Source organism: Rhodobacteraceae bacterium M385 (genome assembly GCA_025141835.1).
Classification (GTDB): Bacteria; Pseudomonadota; Alphaproteobacteria; order Rhodobacterales; family Rhodobacteraceae; genus Gymnodinialimonas.
In genome coordinates this window covers 136,870-154,005 of sequence record CP081102.1, presented here as the reverse complement: position 1 = coordinate 154,005, position 17,136 = coordinate 136,870, and the positions used below count along the sequence as shown (strand labels likewise).

Annotated in this window: 14 protein-coding genes; 7 read left to right on the top strand and 7 right to left on the bottom strand. The window is 59.1% G+C overall.

The genetic code is table 11. The features are described 5' to 3' along the window. Positions 1 to 66 precede the first annotated feature (66 nt). From K3728_00760 to cysQ, 3 genes are read right to left on the bottom strand one after another with little or no spacing between them, the layout of a single operon-like run. A complete protein-coding gene (locus K3728_00760; protein UWQ95810.1) occupies positions 67 to 1,293 on the bottom strand; it encodes a glycosyltransferase in 1,227 nt (408 codons plus the stop codon). Further along, entirely contained in the window at positions 1,290 to 2,114 is an 825-nt protein-coding gene (locus tag K3728_00755) for a 3-deoxy-manno-octulosonate cytidylyltransferase (GenBank protein UWQ95809.1), read from the bottom strand. Before K3728_00755 ends, K3728_00760 begins: the two co-directional genes overlap by 4 nt. Further along, the gene (gene cysQ / locus K3728_00750) at positions 2,111 to 2,908 is read right to left on the bottom strand and encodes a 3'(2'),5'-bisphosphate nucleotidase CysQ (protein UWQ95808.1); all 798 of its coding nucleotides are present in this window, start codon (positions 2,906 to 2,908) and stop codon (positions 2,111 to 2,113) included. The genes K3728_00755 and cysQ overlap by 4 nt, the downstream gene beginning before the upstream one ends. A 135-nt stretch (positions 2,909 to 3,043) precedes the next feature. Here cysQ and K3728_00745 point away from each other — a divergent pair, with 135 nt between their 5' ends. After that, on the top strand, positions 3,044 to 3,865 hold the full coding sequence (locus K3728_00745; protein UWQ95807.1) for an ABC transporter permease: 822 nt from the start codon (positions 3,044 to 3,046) through the stop codon (positions 3,863 to 3,865). A gap of 7 nt (positions 3,866 to 3,872) precedes the next feature. Here K3728_00745 and K3728_00740 read toward each other — a convergent pair whose 3' ends face one another. Further along, positions 3,873 to 4,493 (bottom strand): alpha-ketoglutarate-dependent dioxygenase AlkB, encoded by a 621-nt coding sequence (locus K3728_00740; protein ID UWQ95806.1) that lies wholly within the window; start codon positions 4,491 to 4,493, stop codon positions 3,873 to 3,875. Between the two features lie 155 nt (positions 4,494 to 4,648). Here K3728_00740 and dnaK point away from each other — a divergent pair, with 155 nt between their 5' ends. Then, positions 4,649 to 6,568 (top strand): molecular chaperone DnaK, encoded by a 1,920-nt coding sequence (gene dnaK / locus K3728_00735; protein ID UWQ95805.1) that lies wholly within the window; start codon positions 4,649 to 4,651, stop codon positions 6,566 to 6,568. Between the two features lie 69 nt (positions 6,569 to 6,637). Continuing rightward, positions 6,638 to 7,792, top strand: a complete 1,155-nt coding sequence (gene dnaJ / locus K3728_00730; GenBank protein UWQ95804.1) for a molecular chaperone DnaJ — start codon at positions 6,638 to 6,640, stop codon at positions 7,790 to 7,792. A gap of 99 nt (positions 7,793 to 7,891) precedes the next feature. Here the strand turns inward: dnaJ and K3728_00725 are convergent, their stop codons facing one another. Further along, positions 7,892 to 10,156: an NADP-dependent malic enzyme gene (locus K3728_00725; protein UWQ95803.1), complete on the bottom strand. Its 2,265-nt coding sequence runs from the start codon at positions 10,154 to 10,156 to the stop codon at positions 7,892 to 7,894. A 111-nt stretch (positions 10,157 to 10,267) separates the two neighbouring features. Here K3728_00725 and mutS point away from each other — a divergent pair, with 111 nt between their 5' ends. Beyond that, positions 10,268 to 12,904 carry a DNA mismatch repair protein MutS gene (gene mutS, locus K3728_00720; protein ID UWQ95802.1) on the top strand — a complete coding sequence of 879 codons (2,637 nt, stop codon included), beginning with the start codon at positions 10,268 to 10,270 and terminating at the stop codon, positions 12,902 to 12,904. Positions 12,905 to 12,907: 3 nt separating this feature from the next. Here the strand turns inward: mutS and K3728_00715 are convergent, their stop codons facing one another. Together K3728_00715 and hrcA are read right to left on the bottom strand one after the other, a co-directional pair. Further along, positions 12,908 to 13,474: a nucleotide exchange factor GrpE gene (locus K3728_00715; protein ID UWQ95801.1), complete on the bottom strand. Its 567-nt coding sequence runs from the start codon at positions 13,472 to 13,474 to the stop codon at positions 12,908 to 12,910. Between the two features lie 23 nt (positions 13,475 to 13,497). Beyond that, positions 13,498 to 14,562 (bottom strand): heat-inducible transcriptional repressor HrcA, encoded by a 1,065-nt coding sequence (gene hrcA / locus K3728_00710; protein UWQ95800.1) that lies wholly within the window; start codon positions 14,560 to 14,562, stop codon positions 13,498 to 13,500. 100 nt (positions 14,563 to 14,662) lie between these two features. On the opposite strand from hrcA, the gene rph reads away from it, so the two are divergent. From rph to hemW, 3 genes are read left to right on the top strand one after another with little or no spacing between them, the layout of a single operon-like run. Next, positions 14,663 to 15,376: a ribonuclease PH gene (gene rph / locus K3728_00705; GenBank protein ID UWQ95799.1), complete on the top strand. Its 714-nt coding sequence runs from the start codon at positions 14,663 to 14,665 to the stop codon at positions 15,374 to 15,376. Next, complete coding sequence (gene rdgB, locus K3728_00700; protein UWQ97399.1) at positions 15,373 to 15,987, top strand: RdgB/HAM1 family non-canonical purine NTP pyrophosphatase; 615 nt, start codon at positions 15,373 to 15,375, stop codon at positions 15,985 to 15,987. Before rph ends, rdgB begins: the two co-directional genes overlap by 4 nt. Then, a complete protein-coding gene (gene hemW / locus K3728_00695) occupies positions 15,974 to 17,134 on the top strand; it encodes a radical SAM family heme chaperone HemW (GenBank protein UWQ95798.1) in 1,161 nt (386 codons plus the stop codon). The genes rdgB and hemW overlap by 14 nt, the downstream gene beginning before the upstream one ends. The last annotated feature ends 2 nt before the right edge of the window (positions 17,135 to 17,136 follow it).

Here is a 17,136-nt window from a genome sequence, read left to right as displayed (position 1 = left end):
GCTCGGGCATTCTGCCGCCTTGTTATGAAGGGTATACTAACGAAATCATAGGGCACGGGGAAACCATCAATCCATATCCCCCAAGCCTACCACACCCCGCGTGGCAGAAATGCGACGGGCCTCGGCGCTGACGCGGGCCTTAAAAGTGGTAAGCTGAAATCTTGGGCCGTTTCTGTCCGAGGGGCCATAAAGCCCGCCCGTTTGCTCCCACCAACCCCCGTCGGTGAAGCACACCCGGTGCTTTCGGGGCGTCGGCTCAAAAGCAAACAGGCTGACTGGTTGGCCTTTTTCTACAAGTGATTTGGCCTCTGCCCGCAGACGCGGCAGCTGGAAACTACGGCCCGAAAGAAGGCGCGGCGGTGGCGGATCGGCGCGTTGAAACGGGTCGAAATCGGATGCGGGCAACCCCACCAGAGGCACCGCACTTTTCCTTTCCTGCCCCTGGGTGATCCCGTCGCGCAGACTGTCCAGCAAAGTGCGCATTTTTTCAGCATCCAGCTTTCGCGCCTTCACCATCCGCAAAAGACGCGTGCTTTGGACCGCTTCCAATGCATGGAGCGCCTCGGCCTGACCTTCGGGCGCATGTTTGCGCAGGTACACCGCACTTGAGGCCCCGATATCGAACAGGCTCAAAGGGACCCGCGCTTTGGTGCGGCGGCTGCTGGCCTCAAACCCATGATGAACCACGGCGTCCTGTATCCATGCGGTGGGCAGGCCCGCTTGACCCACACGAAACGCCATATCGGTGTCATCAAGGTAGAAATGCATCGCCTCGTCAAAGCCGCCCACTTGCGCCAATGCATCACGCCGGAAAGCCATGTTGGTACCTTGTAGCTTCCGGTAAAAACCGTCTCTGAACGGCGTGTTAGGCTTTGTCGGAACATCTTCTGCGGTGCCGTTCACCGCCAGTGGCCCCCATTGCAACGAAATCCCGTTGCGCCCCAGAACCGGACCGGTGATAGCAGCTAGGTCAGCCCCCTCAAAGGCCCGGACAACGGCCTGCGACCACGTCGGCTCAGGCACGGCATCGTCGTCGATGAAAGCGATGATATCTCCGGCCGCCGCCGCGATTCCGGCGTTGCGTGCGGCCGAGATGTTGGGTGCCCGTTGCGGCAACAACTTCAACGCGCCGGCCACCGGCAACGACCGCACCGCCGCCTGTCCCTGCGGATCCGCCACCACGATCACTTCGCACCCGGCTTTCCCCTGTTGCGACAAGCCCAACAGACACCGCCTCAGCGCATCTGGCCGCCCAGCGCTGACAACAACAACGCTGACCCGCCCGCCGCTCAAGCCGCGCCCATCTCGCGGAGCATCGCTTCGATCCGGGGGATATCTTCGGGGTTGTTCAACTCCCAAAACTTCGCGCCCCTTGCTTCCACTTCCACGCACAAAACCGGGTGGCCCGCCTCTAGGAAGCGGAGCTGTTCCAGACCTTCCAATGTCTCTAACGGGCCGATAGGCCAATGTGGATACGCGCGCAGAGCCCAAGGGCGGTAGGCGTAGACGCCCACATGATGGAACACCGGCGTCGGTGCCTCTGCGGCGTAAGTCTCGGATGTGAACGGCACAACTTCCTTCGAGAAATAGAGCCCCCGCATCTTGCTATCGGCCACCGCCGTTGTACCGCCCACCCGGCCCGCTGCGCGGTCCGCTTTCAGGGCGGCAAGGGTTTCCCCGTCACAACGCAGGATCGGCGTGGCGATGGCGGCTTGCGCATCATTGCGCAACCCCTCCACCAGCTTTTCCAAGAACCACGGCGGCGTCAAAGGCGCGTCCCCTTGCAGGTTTACGATCATCTCGACATCACCCAGGATCTCTAGCGCCTCGGCACAGCGCTCCGTCCCGTTTCGCGCGTCGGAAGAGGTCATCAAGACCTCTGCCCCAAACGCCCGCGCCGCGTCAGCGATGCGGTCATCGTCGGTCGCCACATAGACACTATCGAGCCCCGAAACGCCCTGTGCTGCCCGCCAAGACCGTTCAATCAACGACACGGATTCGCCCGTCGCGCCCGTCAACATCGCAAGCGGTTTACCCGGATACCGGGTAGAGGCGTAGCGCGCCGGAATTACGCAAGCGACCTTTTCTTCGCGCGTCTTCGACACGACACTCATGGCTGTTTCAATTCCACGCCCGGCGCATAGGCGATGAAGAAACCGTTGGCGAAACCGTCTTTGCCGTAATCAAACGGGGCGTGATCCTCGAACCGGACCATCTTCCCGCCCGCGCCGCGCAACACGGCATCGCCCGCGGCGGTGTCCCACTCCATCGTGCGGCCAAGGCGGGGGTAGATATCGGCCTCGCCAGTAGCCACGAGGCAGAACTTCAGGGAAGAACCTGCGCTTTTCATATCGGCGTGGGTGTATTTGTTGATGTAATCATCCGTTGCCTGATCGCGGTGCGACTTGCTGGCCACGACGCGCAGGGCGTCATTGTCGGGCTTGGATACCGACATCGGGTCGAGCCTACCCGGTGCTGTAGGGTCGAACGGGCCAGCTTCCTCAACACTCACCCCATCGGCGGTGGTGTAGAACAAGCGGCCCTTCGCGGGGGCATAGACGATACCGCGAATGGGCGTGCCGCTTTCGACCAACGCGATGTTCACGGTGAAATCGCCGCGTCGCTTGATGAACTCTTTCGTGCCATCCAGCGGGTCCACGATCAGGAACTGATCGGCGCTTAGCCCGTGGCTGTCGGCCTGTTCTTCGGTAACCAGCGTCACGTCTGGGAAAGCCGCCCGAAGATGCCGCGAGATGATTGCATCCGCCGCCTCATCAGCTTCGGTCACGGGGCTATCGTCGGATTTGACCTTCACGTCAAAGTCATCTGCGCCATATACTTCCATGATCGCATCGCCTGCTTCCAGGGCAGCGGCGCGCATGACGGCAACAAGTTTTTCGTGATCCATACGTTCACCCACGGTTGAATTGAAAATTAACTCCTATGGCGTTATCGTCTGAGCGTGTGGGAACGGCAAGCAAAGCCTTAAGGCGTAGCGCGAACAACAAGCCGGACCATGCAGCGGCAGGCAAGGATACTCGACATGTTTGAAACCCGAACATCGCAGTCCACGTGGGCGCTGGTCTTCAATTTTCTGGAGGTCACCTTTTACGCATCTGTCCGCAAGGTTCGTAAAAACCATGGCAATGCCCTGCTGTCGATTGTGCTGTCGATCCTTCAAAGCGTGATGTTTATCGCTGCCTTCTACCTCATGTTCAATTTCCTCGGCGGCCGTTCAGCCGCCATCAGAGGGAATTTCATGATCTATCTGGTCAGTGGCATCTTTCTTTACCTGACCCACATTCAAACGGTGCGCGCGGTGATGGGTGCCGAAGGGCCAACTAGCGCAATGATGCAGCACGGTCCTATGAACACCTTGGTGTCAATCTGTTCCGAGGCGCTTGCCGTCCTTTACACCCAAACGATTGCGATGATGTGTATCCTTCTATTGATTCACACCGTGATCGAGCCGGTGGAGATTCATAATTGGCCCGGTGCGTTAAGAATGTTTCTGTTGGCTTGGGGCGTTGGCGTCGTTCTTGGCATTATCCTTATGGCATGGAAGCCTTGGATGCCGGACTTCGTTCAAGTCCTATCGATGGTCTACATTCGTGCGAATATGATCTTCTCGGGCAAAATGATCGTCGCCAATGTAATGCCTGAAATGATGCTTCCGGCATTCCGCTGGAACCCTCTGTTCCACATCATTGATCAGACCCGAGGGTTCGTCTTCGTGAACTACTTCCCCCACAACACGAATGTCGCCTATCCCTTTTACTTCTGCCTTGGGGCGCTGCTGTTCGGGATGATGTTCGAAAGCTACACTCGCAAACATGCCTCGGCCAGCTGGGACGCGCGGCGCTAGAGACGCGTCACTCCACCACCCGCATCGTCAGATTGATCCGCCCGCCATGGGGCAACAGGGTGGAAGAGCCCGCGCGTATCCTGTCGATGCCATGATAATTTAGCCGAGCGTCCCCGCCCAGAACGGCAACATCCCCAGATTTAAGCCAAATTGATTGCGTTTTTCCGCCGCGCTCGGACCCGCCCACGCGGAACAGCGCCTCGTCGCCGAGGGATACCGACACAACGGGCATGTCGAAATCGGCCTCGTCCCGGTCCTGATGCAATCCCATCTTCGCGTCGGCATCATAGAAATTGACCAAGCAGCTCTGTGGGTCGCAGGACACGCCCGACACAGCACGCCAAATATCCAACGCAATCTGCGGTATAGGAGGCCATTCCTGCCCGTTAGGGTGCTGGCGGGCGTAGCGATATCCGTCGCGACCGCTGGTCCAACCCAACGCCCCGGCCGACGTCATACGCACTGACATCGCCTTACCGCCTTTGGTTTCCGGCCTAAACAGCGGTGCAGCCCGCACGACCCGTCGCACCTGTTCCACCAACTCCGCCTGATCTGCGGCGTTTAAGTGTTCCTGATGCACAACAATTCCACCGACTTCGACGCTCAATGCAGATTCCTCGGATTCCATAAGCTGCTGACGCTTGCAGCCCTAAATTACGCTTCTTATATACCCTCCGAACTCCGGTGAGCATTTTACTTGCTCGCTACAGTCAATTGTTTGGCGGCGCGGGGGCCGCAGCTTAGGCCCCGCTCCCGTCTGTTCGCTTTAGAAAGGGACAACACATGGCTAAAGTCATTGGTATCGACCTCGGTACAACCAACTCCTGCGTTGCTATCATGGATGGCTCGCAACCCCGCGTTATCGAAAACGCTGAAGGTGCCCGTACAACGCCTTCGATCGTCGCCTTCACAGACGACGAACGCCTCGCTGGCCAATCCGCCAAGCGTCAGGCTGTAACCAACCCAGAAAACACGATCTTCGGCGTGAAGCGCTTGATCGGCCGTCGGATCAACGACGAGCATCTGGAAAAAGATAAAAAGAACCTGCCGTTCAAAATTGTCGATGGCGGCAACGGTGACGCATGGGTTGAAGCCAAGGGTGACAAGTACTCTCCCTCGCAGATCTCGGCGTTCATCCTGCAAAAGATGAAAGAGACAGCCGAAAGCTATCTCGGCGAGGACGTGGACCAAGCGGTTATCACCGTGCCTGCGTATTTCAACGACGCTCAGCGCCAAGCCACCAAAGACGCCGGCAAGATCGCTGGTCTGGAAGTGCTGCGGATCATCAACGAGCCAACAGCCGCCGCGCTGGCCTATGGCCTCGACAAGAAAGAGACGCGCACCATCGCTGTCTATGACCTTGGCGGCGGTACCTTCGACGTGACCATTCTGGAAATCGACGACGGCCTGTTTGAAGTTAAATCCACCAACGGTGATACGTTCCTGGGTGGTGAAGACTTTGACATGCGCATCGTGAACTACCTCGCGGAGCAGTTCAAAAAAGAGAACCAGGTTGATCTGACGCAAGACAAGATGGCGCTTCAGCGCCTGAAAGAGGCGGCGGAGAAAGCCAAGATCGAGCTTTCCAGCGCGTCGCAAACTGAAATCAACCAGCCGTTCATCTCCATGGGTGCCAACGGCCAGCCTCTGCACATGGTCATGAAACTGACCCGTGCGAAGCTGGAAAGCCTGGTTAGCGACCTGATCAAAGCCTCCATCAAGCCTTGTGCGGCGGCCTTGAAAGATGCGGGCCTGTCCAAGACCGAGATCGACGAAATCGTTCTGGTTGGCGGTATGACCCGTATGCCTAAGGTTATTGAGGAAGTGACGAACTTCTTCGGGAAAGAGCCCCACAAAGGCGTTAACCCCGATGAGGTTGTGGCCCTTGGTGCCGCCATTCAGGCCGGTGTTCTGCAAGGCGACGTGAAAGACGTTGTTCTGCTGGACGTGACGCCCCTGTCGATGGGTATCGAAACCCTCGGCGGTGTGTTTACACGCCTGATCGACCGCAACACCACGATCCCCACGAAGAAGTCGCAAATCTTCTCGACCGCGGACGACAACCAAAGCGCCGTGACCCTTCGCGTCTTCCAGGGTGAACGTGAGATGGCCGCCGACAACAAGATCCTCGGCCAGTTCAACCTTGAAGGCATCCCACCCGCCCCACGCGGCGTGCCTCAGATCGAAGTGACGTTTGATATCGACGCCAACGGCATCGTATCGGTCGGCGCCAAGGACAAAGGCACAGGGAAAGAGCAGCAGATCACGATCCAAGCGTCCGGCGGCCTGTCTGACGAAGACATCGAGAACATGGTGCGCGAAGCGGAAGAAAACGCCGAGGCCGATAAGGACCGTAAGGACCTTGTTGAAACGCGCAACCAGGCTGAAAGCCTTGTGCATTCCACCGAGAAATCGCTGGAAGAGCATGGCGAGAAGGTCGATCCGTCTACCGTTGAGGCCATTGAACTGGCCCTTGGCGCCCTGAAGGAAACGCTGGAAACCGATGATACCGCCAAGATCAAAGGCGGCATTCAGAACGTGACCGAGGCGGCAATGCGTCTGGGTGAAGCGATCTACAAAGCCGAAGCTGAAAAGGCCGAAGCTGCTGAAGATGGCGCCCCTGAAGAGGAAGAGCGCGGCGTTGACGAAGACATCGTTGATGCCGATTTCGAAGACCTCGACGACGACCGCAAGCGCGACTAAGCGCGATTGAACCCATGCAGCCGGGCGGCTTAACCCCGCCCGGCTCGTGTGTTTCCGAAAGGGAAAATCATGGCAAAACGCGATTATTACGAGGTGCTCGGCGTCTCCAAAGGCGCGAGTGCCGATGAGATCAAGAAGGGCTATCGCAAGAAGGCGAAAGAACTTCACCCCGACCGTAACTCTGACAATCCAGAAGCTGAATCGCAGTTCAAAGAAGCGAATGAAGCCTATGATGTTCTGAAGGATGCCGACAAAAAGGCGGCCTACGATCGCTTTGGCCACTCTGCCTTTGATGGTGGCATGGCGGGCGGTCCGCGGGGCGGTGGCCAAGGGCAAGGCGACTTCGCCTCGGCCTTCTCGGATGTGTTTGAAGATCTCTTCGGTGATTTCATGGGGGGTCAGCGGGGCCGTCCGGGCGGCGCGCGCAATCAGGCGACGCGGGGCTCTGACCTGCGCTATAACCTCTCGATCTCTTTGGAGGATGCCTTCAACGGCCTCGCCAAAACGATCACTGTGCCGTCCTCGGTGCCGTGCGAATCCTGTGATGGCACCGGGTCCGAGGCAGGTGCAGAGCCTACCGGATGCCCCACTTGTTCCGGCATGGGTAAGGTCCGCGCACAACAAGGCTTCTTCACCGTTGAACGCACCTGTCCCACCTGTTCCGGTCTGGGTCAGATCATCAAGAACCCCTGCCGCACCTGTGGTGGCGCGGGCCGTCAGGAAAAAGACCGCGCCCTTAGCGTGAACATTCCTGCGGGCGTAGAAACCGGCACACGTATTCGTCTGTCCGGCGAAGGCGAAGCGGGTCTGCGCGGCGGTCCAACCGGTGATCTGTATATCTTCATCGAAGTGCAGGAACACGCGTTGTTCCAACGCGATGGCCTAGACCTGTTTTGCCGCGTCCCGGTCTCCATGGCCTCTGCCGCATTGGGCGGAGAGATCGAGGTGCCAAGCATCGACGGCGGCCGGTCCCGTGTACGCGTGCCCGAAGGCTCGCAATCGGGTCGCCAAATGCGCCTGCGTGGCAAGGGTATGCCCGCCCTGCGCGGCCCCGGCGTGGGTGAGATGTATATCGAGCTGATGGTCGAAACCCCCGTGAACCTGACCGGCGATCAACGGGAATTGTTGAAGCAGTTTGAAGAAAGCTGCAAAAAGACCAACAACCCCAACGCCACAGGCTTCTTCGACAAGGTGAAAAAGTTCTGGGACACGATCAAAGAATGATCGCCCAGGTATTGCGCCTTTTCTAACCACTCATCAAAGGCCCTCGGATTGCTCCGGGGGCCTTTTCTTCGCAGCGGTCGTTTTGGGGAAGCGTGTGCGTCAGGTTCGTCCAATCTCACACGCCGCCATGACGGCCATGTTCAGAATATCATTCGCAGTGCTGACCGTAGAGGCGATTTGAACCGGACGATCAAGGCCCGTAAGGATCGGCCCAATCACCGTTGCGCCCGCCATTTCCTGCATCAGCTTTACGCTGATCGACGCCGAGTGCCGCGCCGGAACCACCAGCACATTTGCCGGGCCGCTCAGGCGCTGAAACGGGTATTGCGCCATAACCGCAGGGTTAAGGGCAACGTCTACGGTCATCTCCCCCTCGTATTCAAAATCGACGCCTTTTTCGTCCAGAACCGCTGGCGCTCGGTGCATTTTTTCGGCCCGCTCAGACACCGGATATCCGAAGGTAGAGAAGCTGACGAAAGCAACCCTCGGCTCTAGCCCCAGCCCCCTTGCCACCTGAGCGCCCCGCTCGGCGATCAGGGCCATATCGGTATCCGATGGCCATTCATGCACCAACGTATCGCCGATCAGAACGATCTTGCCCTTGTGCAGCAAAGCCGTGACACCAACGGCACCATCTTCGGCCTTGGCGTCAAAGACTTTGCCCACCATCTCAAGCACTTGCGCGGATTTTCGGGTAGCCCCTGTCAGCATGCCGTCGCCGTGCCCGTGGGCCAGCATGAGCGAAGCAAAGACGTGCCTGTCACGGGCCGCCAGGCGGTGAATGTCCGTGTGATCAAAGCCTTTGCGCTGAAGCCGCTTGTAGAGAAAATCCTTGTAGGTTTCCAAATGGCGCGTGTTGGCAGCGTTGACGATTTCCAGCTCTCTCGCCGCATCGCCAAGACCAACACTTTCCAACTTTTCCTTCACATCGCTGTCTCGGCCCACAACCAGCGCACGGCCCAGCCCTTGGCGTTGATAGGCTACCGCCGCGCGTAACACTCGGGGGTCGTCACCCTCGGCAAAGATCATCCGGGCCTGAGCGTTGCGCGCCCGCGCATAGACACCCTGAAGGATCGAAGACGTCGGATCCATCCGCGCCTGCAAATCCTTGGCATATCCGTCCAGATCAATGATCGGCCGCCGAGCAGCGCCGGTATCCATGCCCGCCTGCGCAACAGCTGGCGGGATGGTGTAGATCAGCCTGGGGTCAAACGGCGTGGGAATGATGTAGTCGCGCCCGAAGCTGAGCTTGCGCCCATAGGCCATCGCCACTTCGTCCGGCACATCTTCCCGAGCCAATTCGGCCAAAGCGTTGGCGCAGGCGATTTTCATCTCGTCGTTGATCGCGCGGGCATGGACATCAAGTGCACCCCGGAACAGATAGGGGAAACCAAGGACGTTATTCACTTGGTTCGGGTAGTCCGAGCGCCCAGTGGCCACAATCGCATCGGCGCGTACCGCATGGGCTTCTTCCGGTGTGATCTCCGGGTCCGGGTTCGCCATCGCAAAGATCACCGGGTTGTCGTTCATCGCCTTAACCATTTCGGGCGTCACAGCGCCCTTGGCCGAGACCCCAAGAAACACATCAGCGCCTTCCATTGCTTCTTCCAGCGTACGCAGCTTGGTGGTCACGGCATGGGCCGACTTCCATTGGTTCATACCATCGGTGCGGCCCTGATAAATGACACCTTTCGTGTCGCACACGATGCAATTTTCGTGCCGCGCACCCATGCTTTTCAACAGCTCAATGCAGGCGATCCCAGCCGCCCCTGCGCCATTCAGAACGATACGGCAATCCTCGATCTTCTTGCCGCTAATATGCAGCGCGTTAATCAATCCGGCGGCGCAGATCACCGCGGTTCCGTGCTGGTCGTCGTGGAACACGGGGATGTCCATCAGCTCTTTCAGCTGCTGTTCAATCATGAAGCATTCGGGCGCTTTGATATCCTCTAGGTTAATTCCGCCAAAGGACGGCCCCATCAGCTTCACAGCATTCACAAATTCATCGACGTTCTCGGTGTCCAGTTCGATATCAATGGAATTCACGTCCGCGAAGCGTTTGAAAAGAACCGCTTTCCCTTCCATCACTGGTTTTGAGGCCAGCGCCCCAAGGTTGCCCAAACCCAGCACCGCCGTCCCGTTGGAGATCACCGCCACCATGTTGCCTTTGGTGGTGTAATCGTAAGCCGTTTCAGGGTTCTCGGCGATCACCTCACAAGGGACGGCAACGCCCGGTGAATAGGCCAAAGACAGGTCGCGCTGCGTCGCCATCGCAGTGGAGGCGTTGATATCAATCTTCCCGGGGCGCGGCTCCAGATGGTAGGCGAGCGCCTCTTCGCGGGTGACTTTTTGTTTGTCGGCCATTGGTTTCTCCCTGATCCAGATGACTTAACCGTGCCGCGTCCGATTGGGCAACCGATTGCGCTTCAAACTGCCCCTCGGATTCGTATAGATTTGCCCGTGGGGAGTGCTGATATGAACGCGCAAGTGACGCCGATGATGGCGCAGTATCTGGAGATTAAGGCACAGCATCCCGATGCGTTGCTGTTCTACCGGATGGGCGATTTCTACGAGATGTTTTTTGACGACGCCGTCGCCGCCGCCGAGGCGTTGGACATCGCGTTGACCAAGCGTGGTAAACATAACGGCGACGATATCGCCATGTGTGGTGTCCCCGCGCATTCTTCTGAAAGCTACCTGCTGACGTTGATCCGCAAGGGGTTTCGTGTCGGCATTTGTGAGCAGATGGAAGACCCCGCCACCGCCAAGAAACGTGGCGGCTCCAAGGCTGTTGTCCGGCGTGAGGTGGTGCGTCTTGTCACCCCCGGCACCCTGACGGAAGACACGCTGCTAGACGCGCGGCGACACAATTATCTGGCCGCCTATGCCGATGTGCGTGGCGAAGGGGCGCTGGCATGGTGTGACATTTCAACCGGTGATTTCCGGGTAATGCGCTGCCCCGCCGTGCGCCTTGGCCCCGAGTTGGCGCGACTTTCCCCGAGAGAGGTCTTGGTCTCGGACGGGTTGGACATTGCGCGGCAAGATTCGATCGTGGAACTGGGCGCGGCAGTTACGCCTTTGTCGCCCGGCTCTTTCGACAGCGCCTCTGCCGAGAAGCGCCTGATTGATCTGTTTAACGTGACCACGCTAGAAGGTTTCGGCAGCTTCGCGCGGGCTGAGGTTTCGGCCATGGGCGCGTTGATTGACTATCTGGAACTGACGCAAAAGGGCGCCCTGCCCCTGCTGCGTGCGCCGCGCCAACAATCGGCGGATCGATTGCTGCAACTGGATACCGCCACGCGCCGCAATCTAGAGCTGACACACGCCTTAGCAGGCGGGCGGGCGAACTCGCTTCTGTCTGTCATGGATCGCACCCAAACCGCGGGTGGCGCACGGCTGCTGGAGCGCCGGCTAACCGGCCCCTCCACCGATTTGAATGTGATCCGCGCACGCCATGGGGCGGTGGCATTTTTCGTCACTGACACGCTGGTTCGGGATGATCTGGAGGCGGAGTTGCGCCGTATTCCCGACCTCGATCGCGCTCTATCTCGGCTGGCGCTAGACCGGGGTGGCCCTCGCGATTTGTCGGCCATCCGCGACGGGCTTTTGGGGGCAGAGCACCTCTGCGCCAAGATTAGCACCGTGGACCTTCCCCCTTTGCTGGCCGAGGCCGCTACGAAATTAAAGGGGCACGATAGTCTCTGCGCCTTGCTCGATGCTGCCCTTGTGACTGAGCCACCCGTGCAACTGCGCGACGGCGGACTTATCGCTACCGGCTACCACGCCGAATTGGACGAGGCCCGCACCCTACGGGATGAGGGGCGTAGCGTAATTGCCACGATGCAGGCCGAATACAGTAAGGCAACGGGCGTGAGCGCCCTGAAAATCAAGCACAACAACGTGCTGGGGTACTTCATTGAGACGACGGCAACCCATGCCGAAAAGATGCTCAACCCGCCGCTGTCTGAACGCTTCATTCACCGTCAGACGACCGCCAATCAGGTACGCTTCACGACGGTTGAATTGTCTGAGTTGGAGACGAAAATCCTCAACGCCGGCAATCGCGCGTTAGAGATTGAAAAGACCCTGTTCCAATCCCTGCGCAAAGCGGTCCTAGAGGTTCAAGATCAGATCGGGGAAGCCGCCCGTGGTTTGGCCGAATTGGACCTTGCCGCCGCCCTTGCCCGCCGTGCCCGTGAAGGCGACTGGACCCAGCCCGAAATGACCGAGGACCGCGCCTTCGTGATTGAAGGCGCCCGGCATCCAGTGGTGGAAGCCGCTTTGGCCAAAGACGGTACACCGTTCGTGGCAAACGATTGCGACCTTAGCGCCGATAATGGCGCGGCGATCACCCTGCTGACCGGGCCGAACATGGCCGGTAAATCAACCTACCTACGGCAGAACGCCCTTCTAGCGATTATGGCCCAGATCGGCAGCTTCGTGCCTGCCCGCCACGCAAAAATCGGGCTGGTGAGCCAAGTCTTCAGCCGCGTCGGCGCGTCCGATGATCTGGCGCGGGGACGTTCGACCTTTATGGTCGAAATGGTGGAAACCGCCACGATCCTGAACCAAGCCGACGACCGCGCCTTGGTGATCCTGGACGAAATCGGGCGCGGTACCGCCACCTATGACGGCCTGTCGATCGCATGGGCCACGCTGGAGCATTTGCACGAAACCAATGGCTGCCGCGCACTGTTCGCGACCCATTACCACGAGATGACATCACTGGCCGCGAAGTTGGACGGGCTGACCAACGCGACGATGGCCGTGAAGGAATGGGAGGGTGAGGTGATCTTCCTCCACGAAGTAAAAGAAGGCGCGGCAGATCGGTCCTATGGGGTGCAGGTCGCCAAATTGGCAGGCTTGCCCGATACCGTAATCGCACGGGCGCAGATCGTGCTGGACGCGCTGGAAAAAGGAGAACGGGAGGGAGGCGAACGCAAGGCCGTCATCGACGATTTGCCCCTGTTCGCCATGACGCCCGCCCCGGCGCCCAAACCTTCGACCCCAAGCGAGGTCGAAGAAAAACTACGCGCCGTGCATCCCGATGAGATGACGGCGCGTGAAGCATTGAATTTGCTCTATGAGCTGAAGGCCCACATAAGCGATTAGGCCTTAGCTAGCAGGCGTGGAAGACACACCAACCTGCGCCGGACGCAGAAGACGGTCGTGCAGCAAAAAGCCCTCGGCCATCACTTGGATAATGTCGCCCGCTTTGGTGCCGGGAACGGGGGCCTCAAACATCGCCTCGTGTTCCTGGGCATTAAAACGATCACCAACTTCAGGGACCACAGGCACGATACCGTGTTTGCCGAAAATGCTGATCAGCTCGCGCATTGTCAGCTCGACACCCTCAACCAAACCACTGGCGGCTTCGCGGGTCGCGTCATCGGCGGCATCCAACGCACGACGCATGTTGTCGTAGACCGGCAGCAGATCGCGCGACAGCTTCGAGCCGCCATATTGCTCGGCCTCACGACGGTCGCGGTCGGCACGCTTGCGCATGTTTTCGGCCTCGGCCATCGCCCGCAACATGCGGTCACGCAGTTCGTCACGCTCGGCCTCTAGCCCCGCGATCACTTCATCCACGCCAGATGTGTCCTCGGTCGCCAAAGAAACCTCTGCGGGTTCGTGGTCGTCCGCGTGCTCATCTTCAAAGAATTCGTCTTCTCTCTCGCCCATATTACCCTCTTGGTACTGGCCTCTCAGGACCGGTCGGAAATCAGCCGTCCAACCAGCTGCGCTGTGTAATCTACAATCGGAACGATGCGCCCGTAGTTCAACCGGGTGGGTCCAATGACCCCAACGGCTCCGACGATCTTTCGATCCGAGTTCATATAGGGAGAGACCACCAGAGAGGAACCCGAAAGTGAGAACAACTTGTTCTCTGAGCCAATGAAAATGCGCACACCGTCGCCGTCCTCGGTCAATTCAAGGAATTCGGTGATGTCACGTTTGCGTTCAAGGTCATCAAAGAGCAGCCTGATGCGGTCTAAATCCTCGGATTCCTGAGTGTCAGACAGCAGATTCGAGCGGCCCCGCACGATCAGCCGAGCGGAATTGTCGCCCGTGCCGTCCCATACCGCGAGGCCCGAATCGATCAAGCCGGACGCCAGATCATCAATTTCGCGGCGGCGGGTTTCGATATCGGCCTCTAACTGGGTGCGGATGGAACTGACGGTTTGCCCCTCAATCCGGGCATTGAGGAAATTAGCGGCCTCTCGCATGGCGCTTTGGGTCATGCCAGCGGGCGGGGTGAAAATACGGTTCTCCACATGACCATCCGAAAACACCAACACGACCAGAGATTGCGTGGCGGACAGGGTCACGAACTCGATATGTTGAATGGGCGCTTCACGTTTCGGCGTCAGCACAAGGCTGGCCCCATGGGTGGCAGATGACAGGGCAGAACCGACCCTATCCAGCAAACCAGAGACATCCGTGGCGTTGGCACCCAAGGTATCGTCCAGCGCTTGCTTATCGTCTTTCGACAGGTCGCCGACCTCAAGGAAACCATCCACGAACATGCGCAGTCCCTGCTGCGTCGGCAAGCGTCCCGCCGACGTATGGGGGCTATCGAGCAGGCCCATGTATTCAAGATCCTGCATCGTATTGCGGATCGTGGCGGCGGAAACTTTCTCGGTCAACGTCCGGGTCAACGTCCGTGACCCCACCGGGGCGCCGGTTTCCAAATACCCTTCCACCACGCGGCGAAACACCTCGCGCGAGCGATCGTTAAGGTCTTCAAGCATTTTGCCTTGGTCCGTCATAAAGCGATACCGTCACGTTGTTGGCAGGTTCTGGGCCTTCGGGGTTGCGAAATGACACTGCGCCGGACTATCCCGATGGCAACAGTATCAGGAGATATTTATGCGTCCTTCCGGCCGAAACCTAGATGAAATGCGCGACATTTCCATCGAGACCGACGTAACCCGCCACGCGGAAGGGTCTTGCATGATCCGTTGCGGCGATACGCACGTGTTGTGCACCGCCACCCTAGAGGCCCGCGTGCCGCCGTTCCTGAAAAACTCCGGCCTTGGTTGGGTTACGGCGGAATACGGCATGTTGCCCCGTGCCACGCACACCCGGATGCGGCGCGAGTCCGCGGCTGGCAAGCAATCTGGCCGGACCCAAGAAATCCAGCGTCTGATCGGGCGGTCTTTGCGTGCGGGGATAGATCGTTCTGCCTTGGGCGAGCGTCAGATTACCGTGGATTGCGACGTGATCCAAGCCGATGGCGGCACGCGTTGCGCCTCTATCACCGGTGGTTGGGTTGCGCTGCGGTTGGCGGTGAACAAGCTGCTGAAGTCCGGCGAACTTGTGACCGACCCGATCATCGACCACATCGCGGCGGTTTCCTGCGGCATCTACGCGGGTCAGCCAGTGCTGGACCTTGATTACCCAGAGGATTCCGAGGCCGGGACCGACGGCAACTTCATCATGACCGGTGCAGGCCAAGTGGTTGAATTGCAGGCCAGCGCAGAAGGCGCGACGTTCTCGCGTGATGAATTCAACGCGCTTTATGGCTTGGCTGAAAAAGGCATTGCGGAGTTGGTGAAAGCTCAGGCGGCGGCGACCTCCTGATGCGGCGGTTTTCCGGTGATCGGCTGCTGATCGCGACCCACAATCAAGGCAAACTTGATGAGATGCGGCATCTGTTGGAGCCTTTTGGCATCCAAGTGACAGGTGCCGCCGATCACGATCTGCCTGAACCGGAGGAAACCGAGACAACCTTCGTAGGCAACGCCCGGATCAAGGCCCATGCAGCCGCGAAGGCCACTGGCCTGCCCGCACTCAGTGACGATAGCGGGATTGAAATCGACGCCTTGGGTGGTGCCCCCGGTGTCTACACCGCCGATTGGGCGGAAACCCCAAACGGGCGCGATTTCGTCATGGCGATGGATCGGACCCGTCGGGAGTTGGAGGCGGTTGACGCCCCTGCCCCCCATACCGCCCGGTTCTGCTGCACGCTGGTCTTGGCATGGCCCGACGGTCATGACGAAGTGTTCCCCGGCGTGATGGAAGGCCAGGTCGTTTGGCCCATGCGCGGGAAAGAAGGCCATGGATATGATCCGATCTTCCAGCCAGAAGGCTATGACATCACCTTCGGTGAGATGAACCGCTGGGAGAAGAACAAGATCAGCCACCGCGCCAAGGCCGTTGCGCAACTGGTGAAGATCTTTGGAAACGCCTGATTGGCAGCAGGGGGGCTTTGGGCTCTATATCCACTGGCCGTTTTGCGAGGCGAAGTGTCCCTATTGCGACTTTAACAGCCATGTTTCCGCGAGGATTGACCAAGGTGCCTGGCTGCGCGCCTACCTGGGCGAGATTGAACGTGTGGCGGCTGAATTGCCGGAGCGGACGCTGGGGAGTGTTTTCTTTGGAGGCGGCACGCCCTCGCTGATGGAACCGAGCAGCGTTGCCGCAATTATCGACACTATTCGGCGGGTTTGGCCCATTTCTAATGACCTCGAAGTGACTCTGGAAGCGAACCCTTCTTCCGTCGAAGCCGGACGTTTCGCTGGGTATCGCGATGCGGGCGTGAACCGGGTTTCGATGGGTGTTCAGGCGCTGAATGACGCCGATCTGCGGCGTTTAGGGCGTCTCCATTCCGTGAAAGAGGCCTATGCTGCAATTGACGTGGCGAGGAATGCGTTCGAGAGGGTCAGTTTCGACCTGATTTACGCCCGCCAGGAACAAAGCCTTGAAGATTGGCGGGCTGAGCTGTCGCAGGCCTTGGACTTCGCGGCCGATCATCTGTCGCTCTACCAGCTTACGATTGAACCCGGCACCGCATTTGGGGCGCGGCATGCAAAGGGTGGGTTAAGGGGGCTTCCGAGCGAAGATTTGAGCGCGGATATGTATGAGCTGACGCAGGATTTATGCGGCGCAGCGGGGCTTCCTGCCTATGAGATCTCTAACCACGCGGCTGATTTTGGCCAATCTCGGCACAATCTGGTCTACTGGCGCGCCGGAGATTATGCCGGCGTGGGCCCTGGAGCGCACGGTCGGATCACCTTGGGGGATCACCGATTTGCCACGGAAACGCACCTTCAACCTCAAAAGTGGTTGGACGCTGTGTCTGCCGCAGGAACCGGAGAGAGCTTGCGTGCTGAAGTGAGCAAGCGAGAGCAGGCAGAAGAGTATTTGATGATGTCTCTGCGGTTGGCGGAGGGGTCTGACCTGGCTCGATTTTCGGCGCTGAATGGCGAACCGATCGCGCGGGAGAAGATCGGAGAATTGATCGATCTCGGCCTTGTCGAAGAAAGCGGGACAAGGCTTATTGCCACCTTGTCCGGGCGGCCTGTTCTGAACGGTGTCTTGAGGGCGCTTCTGGCGTAGCG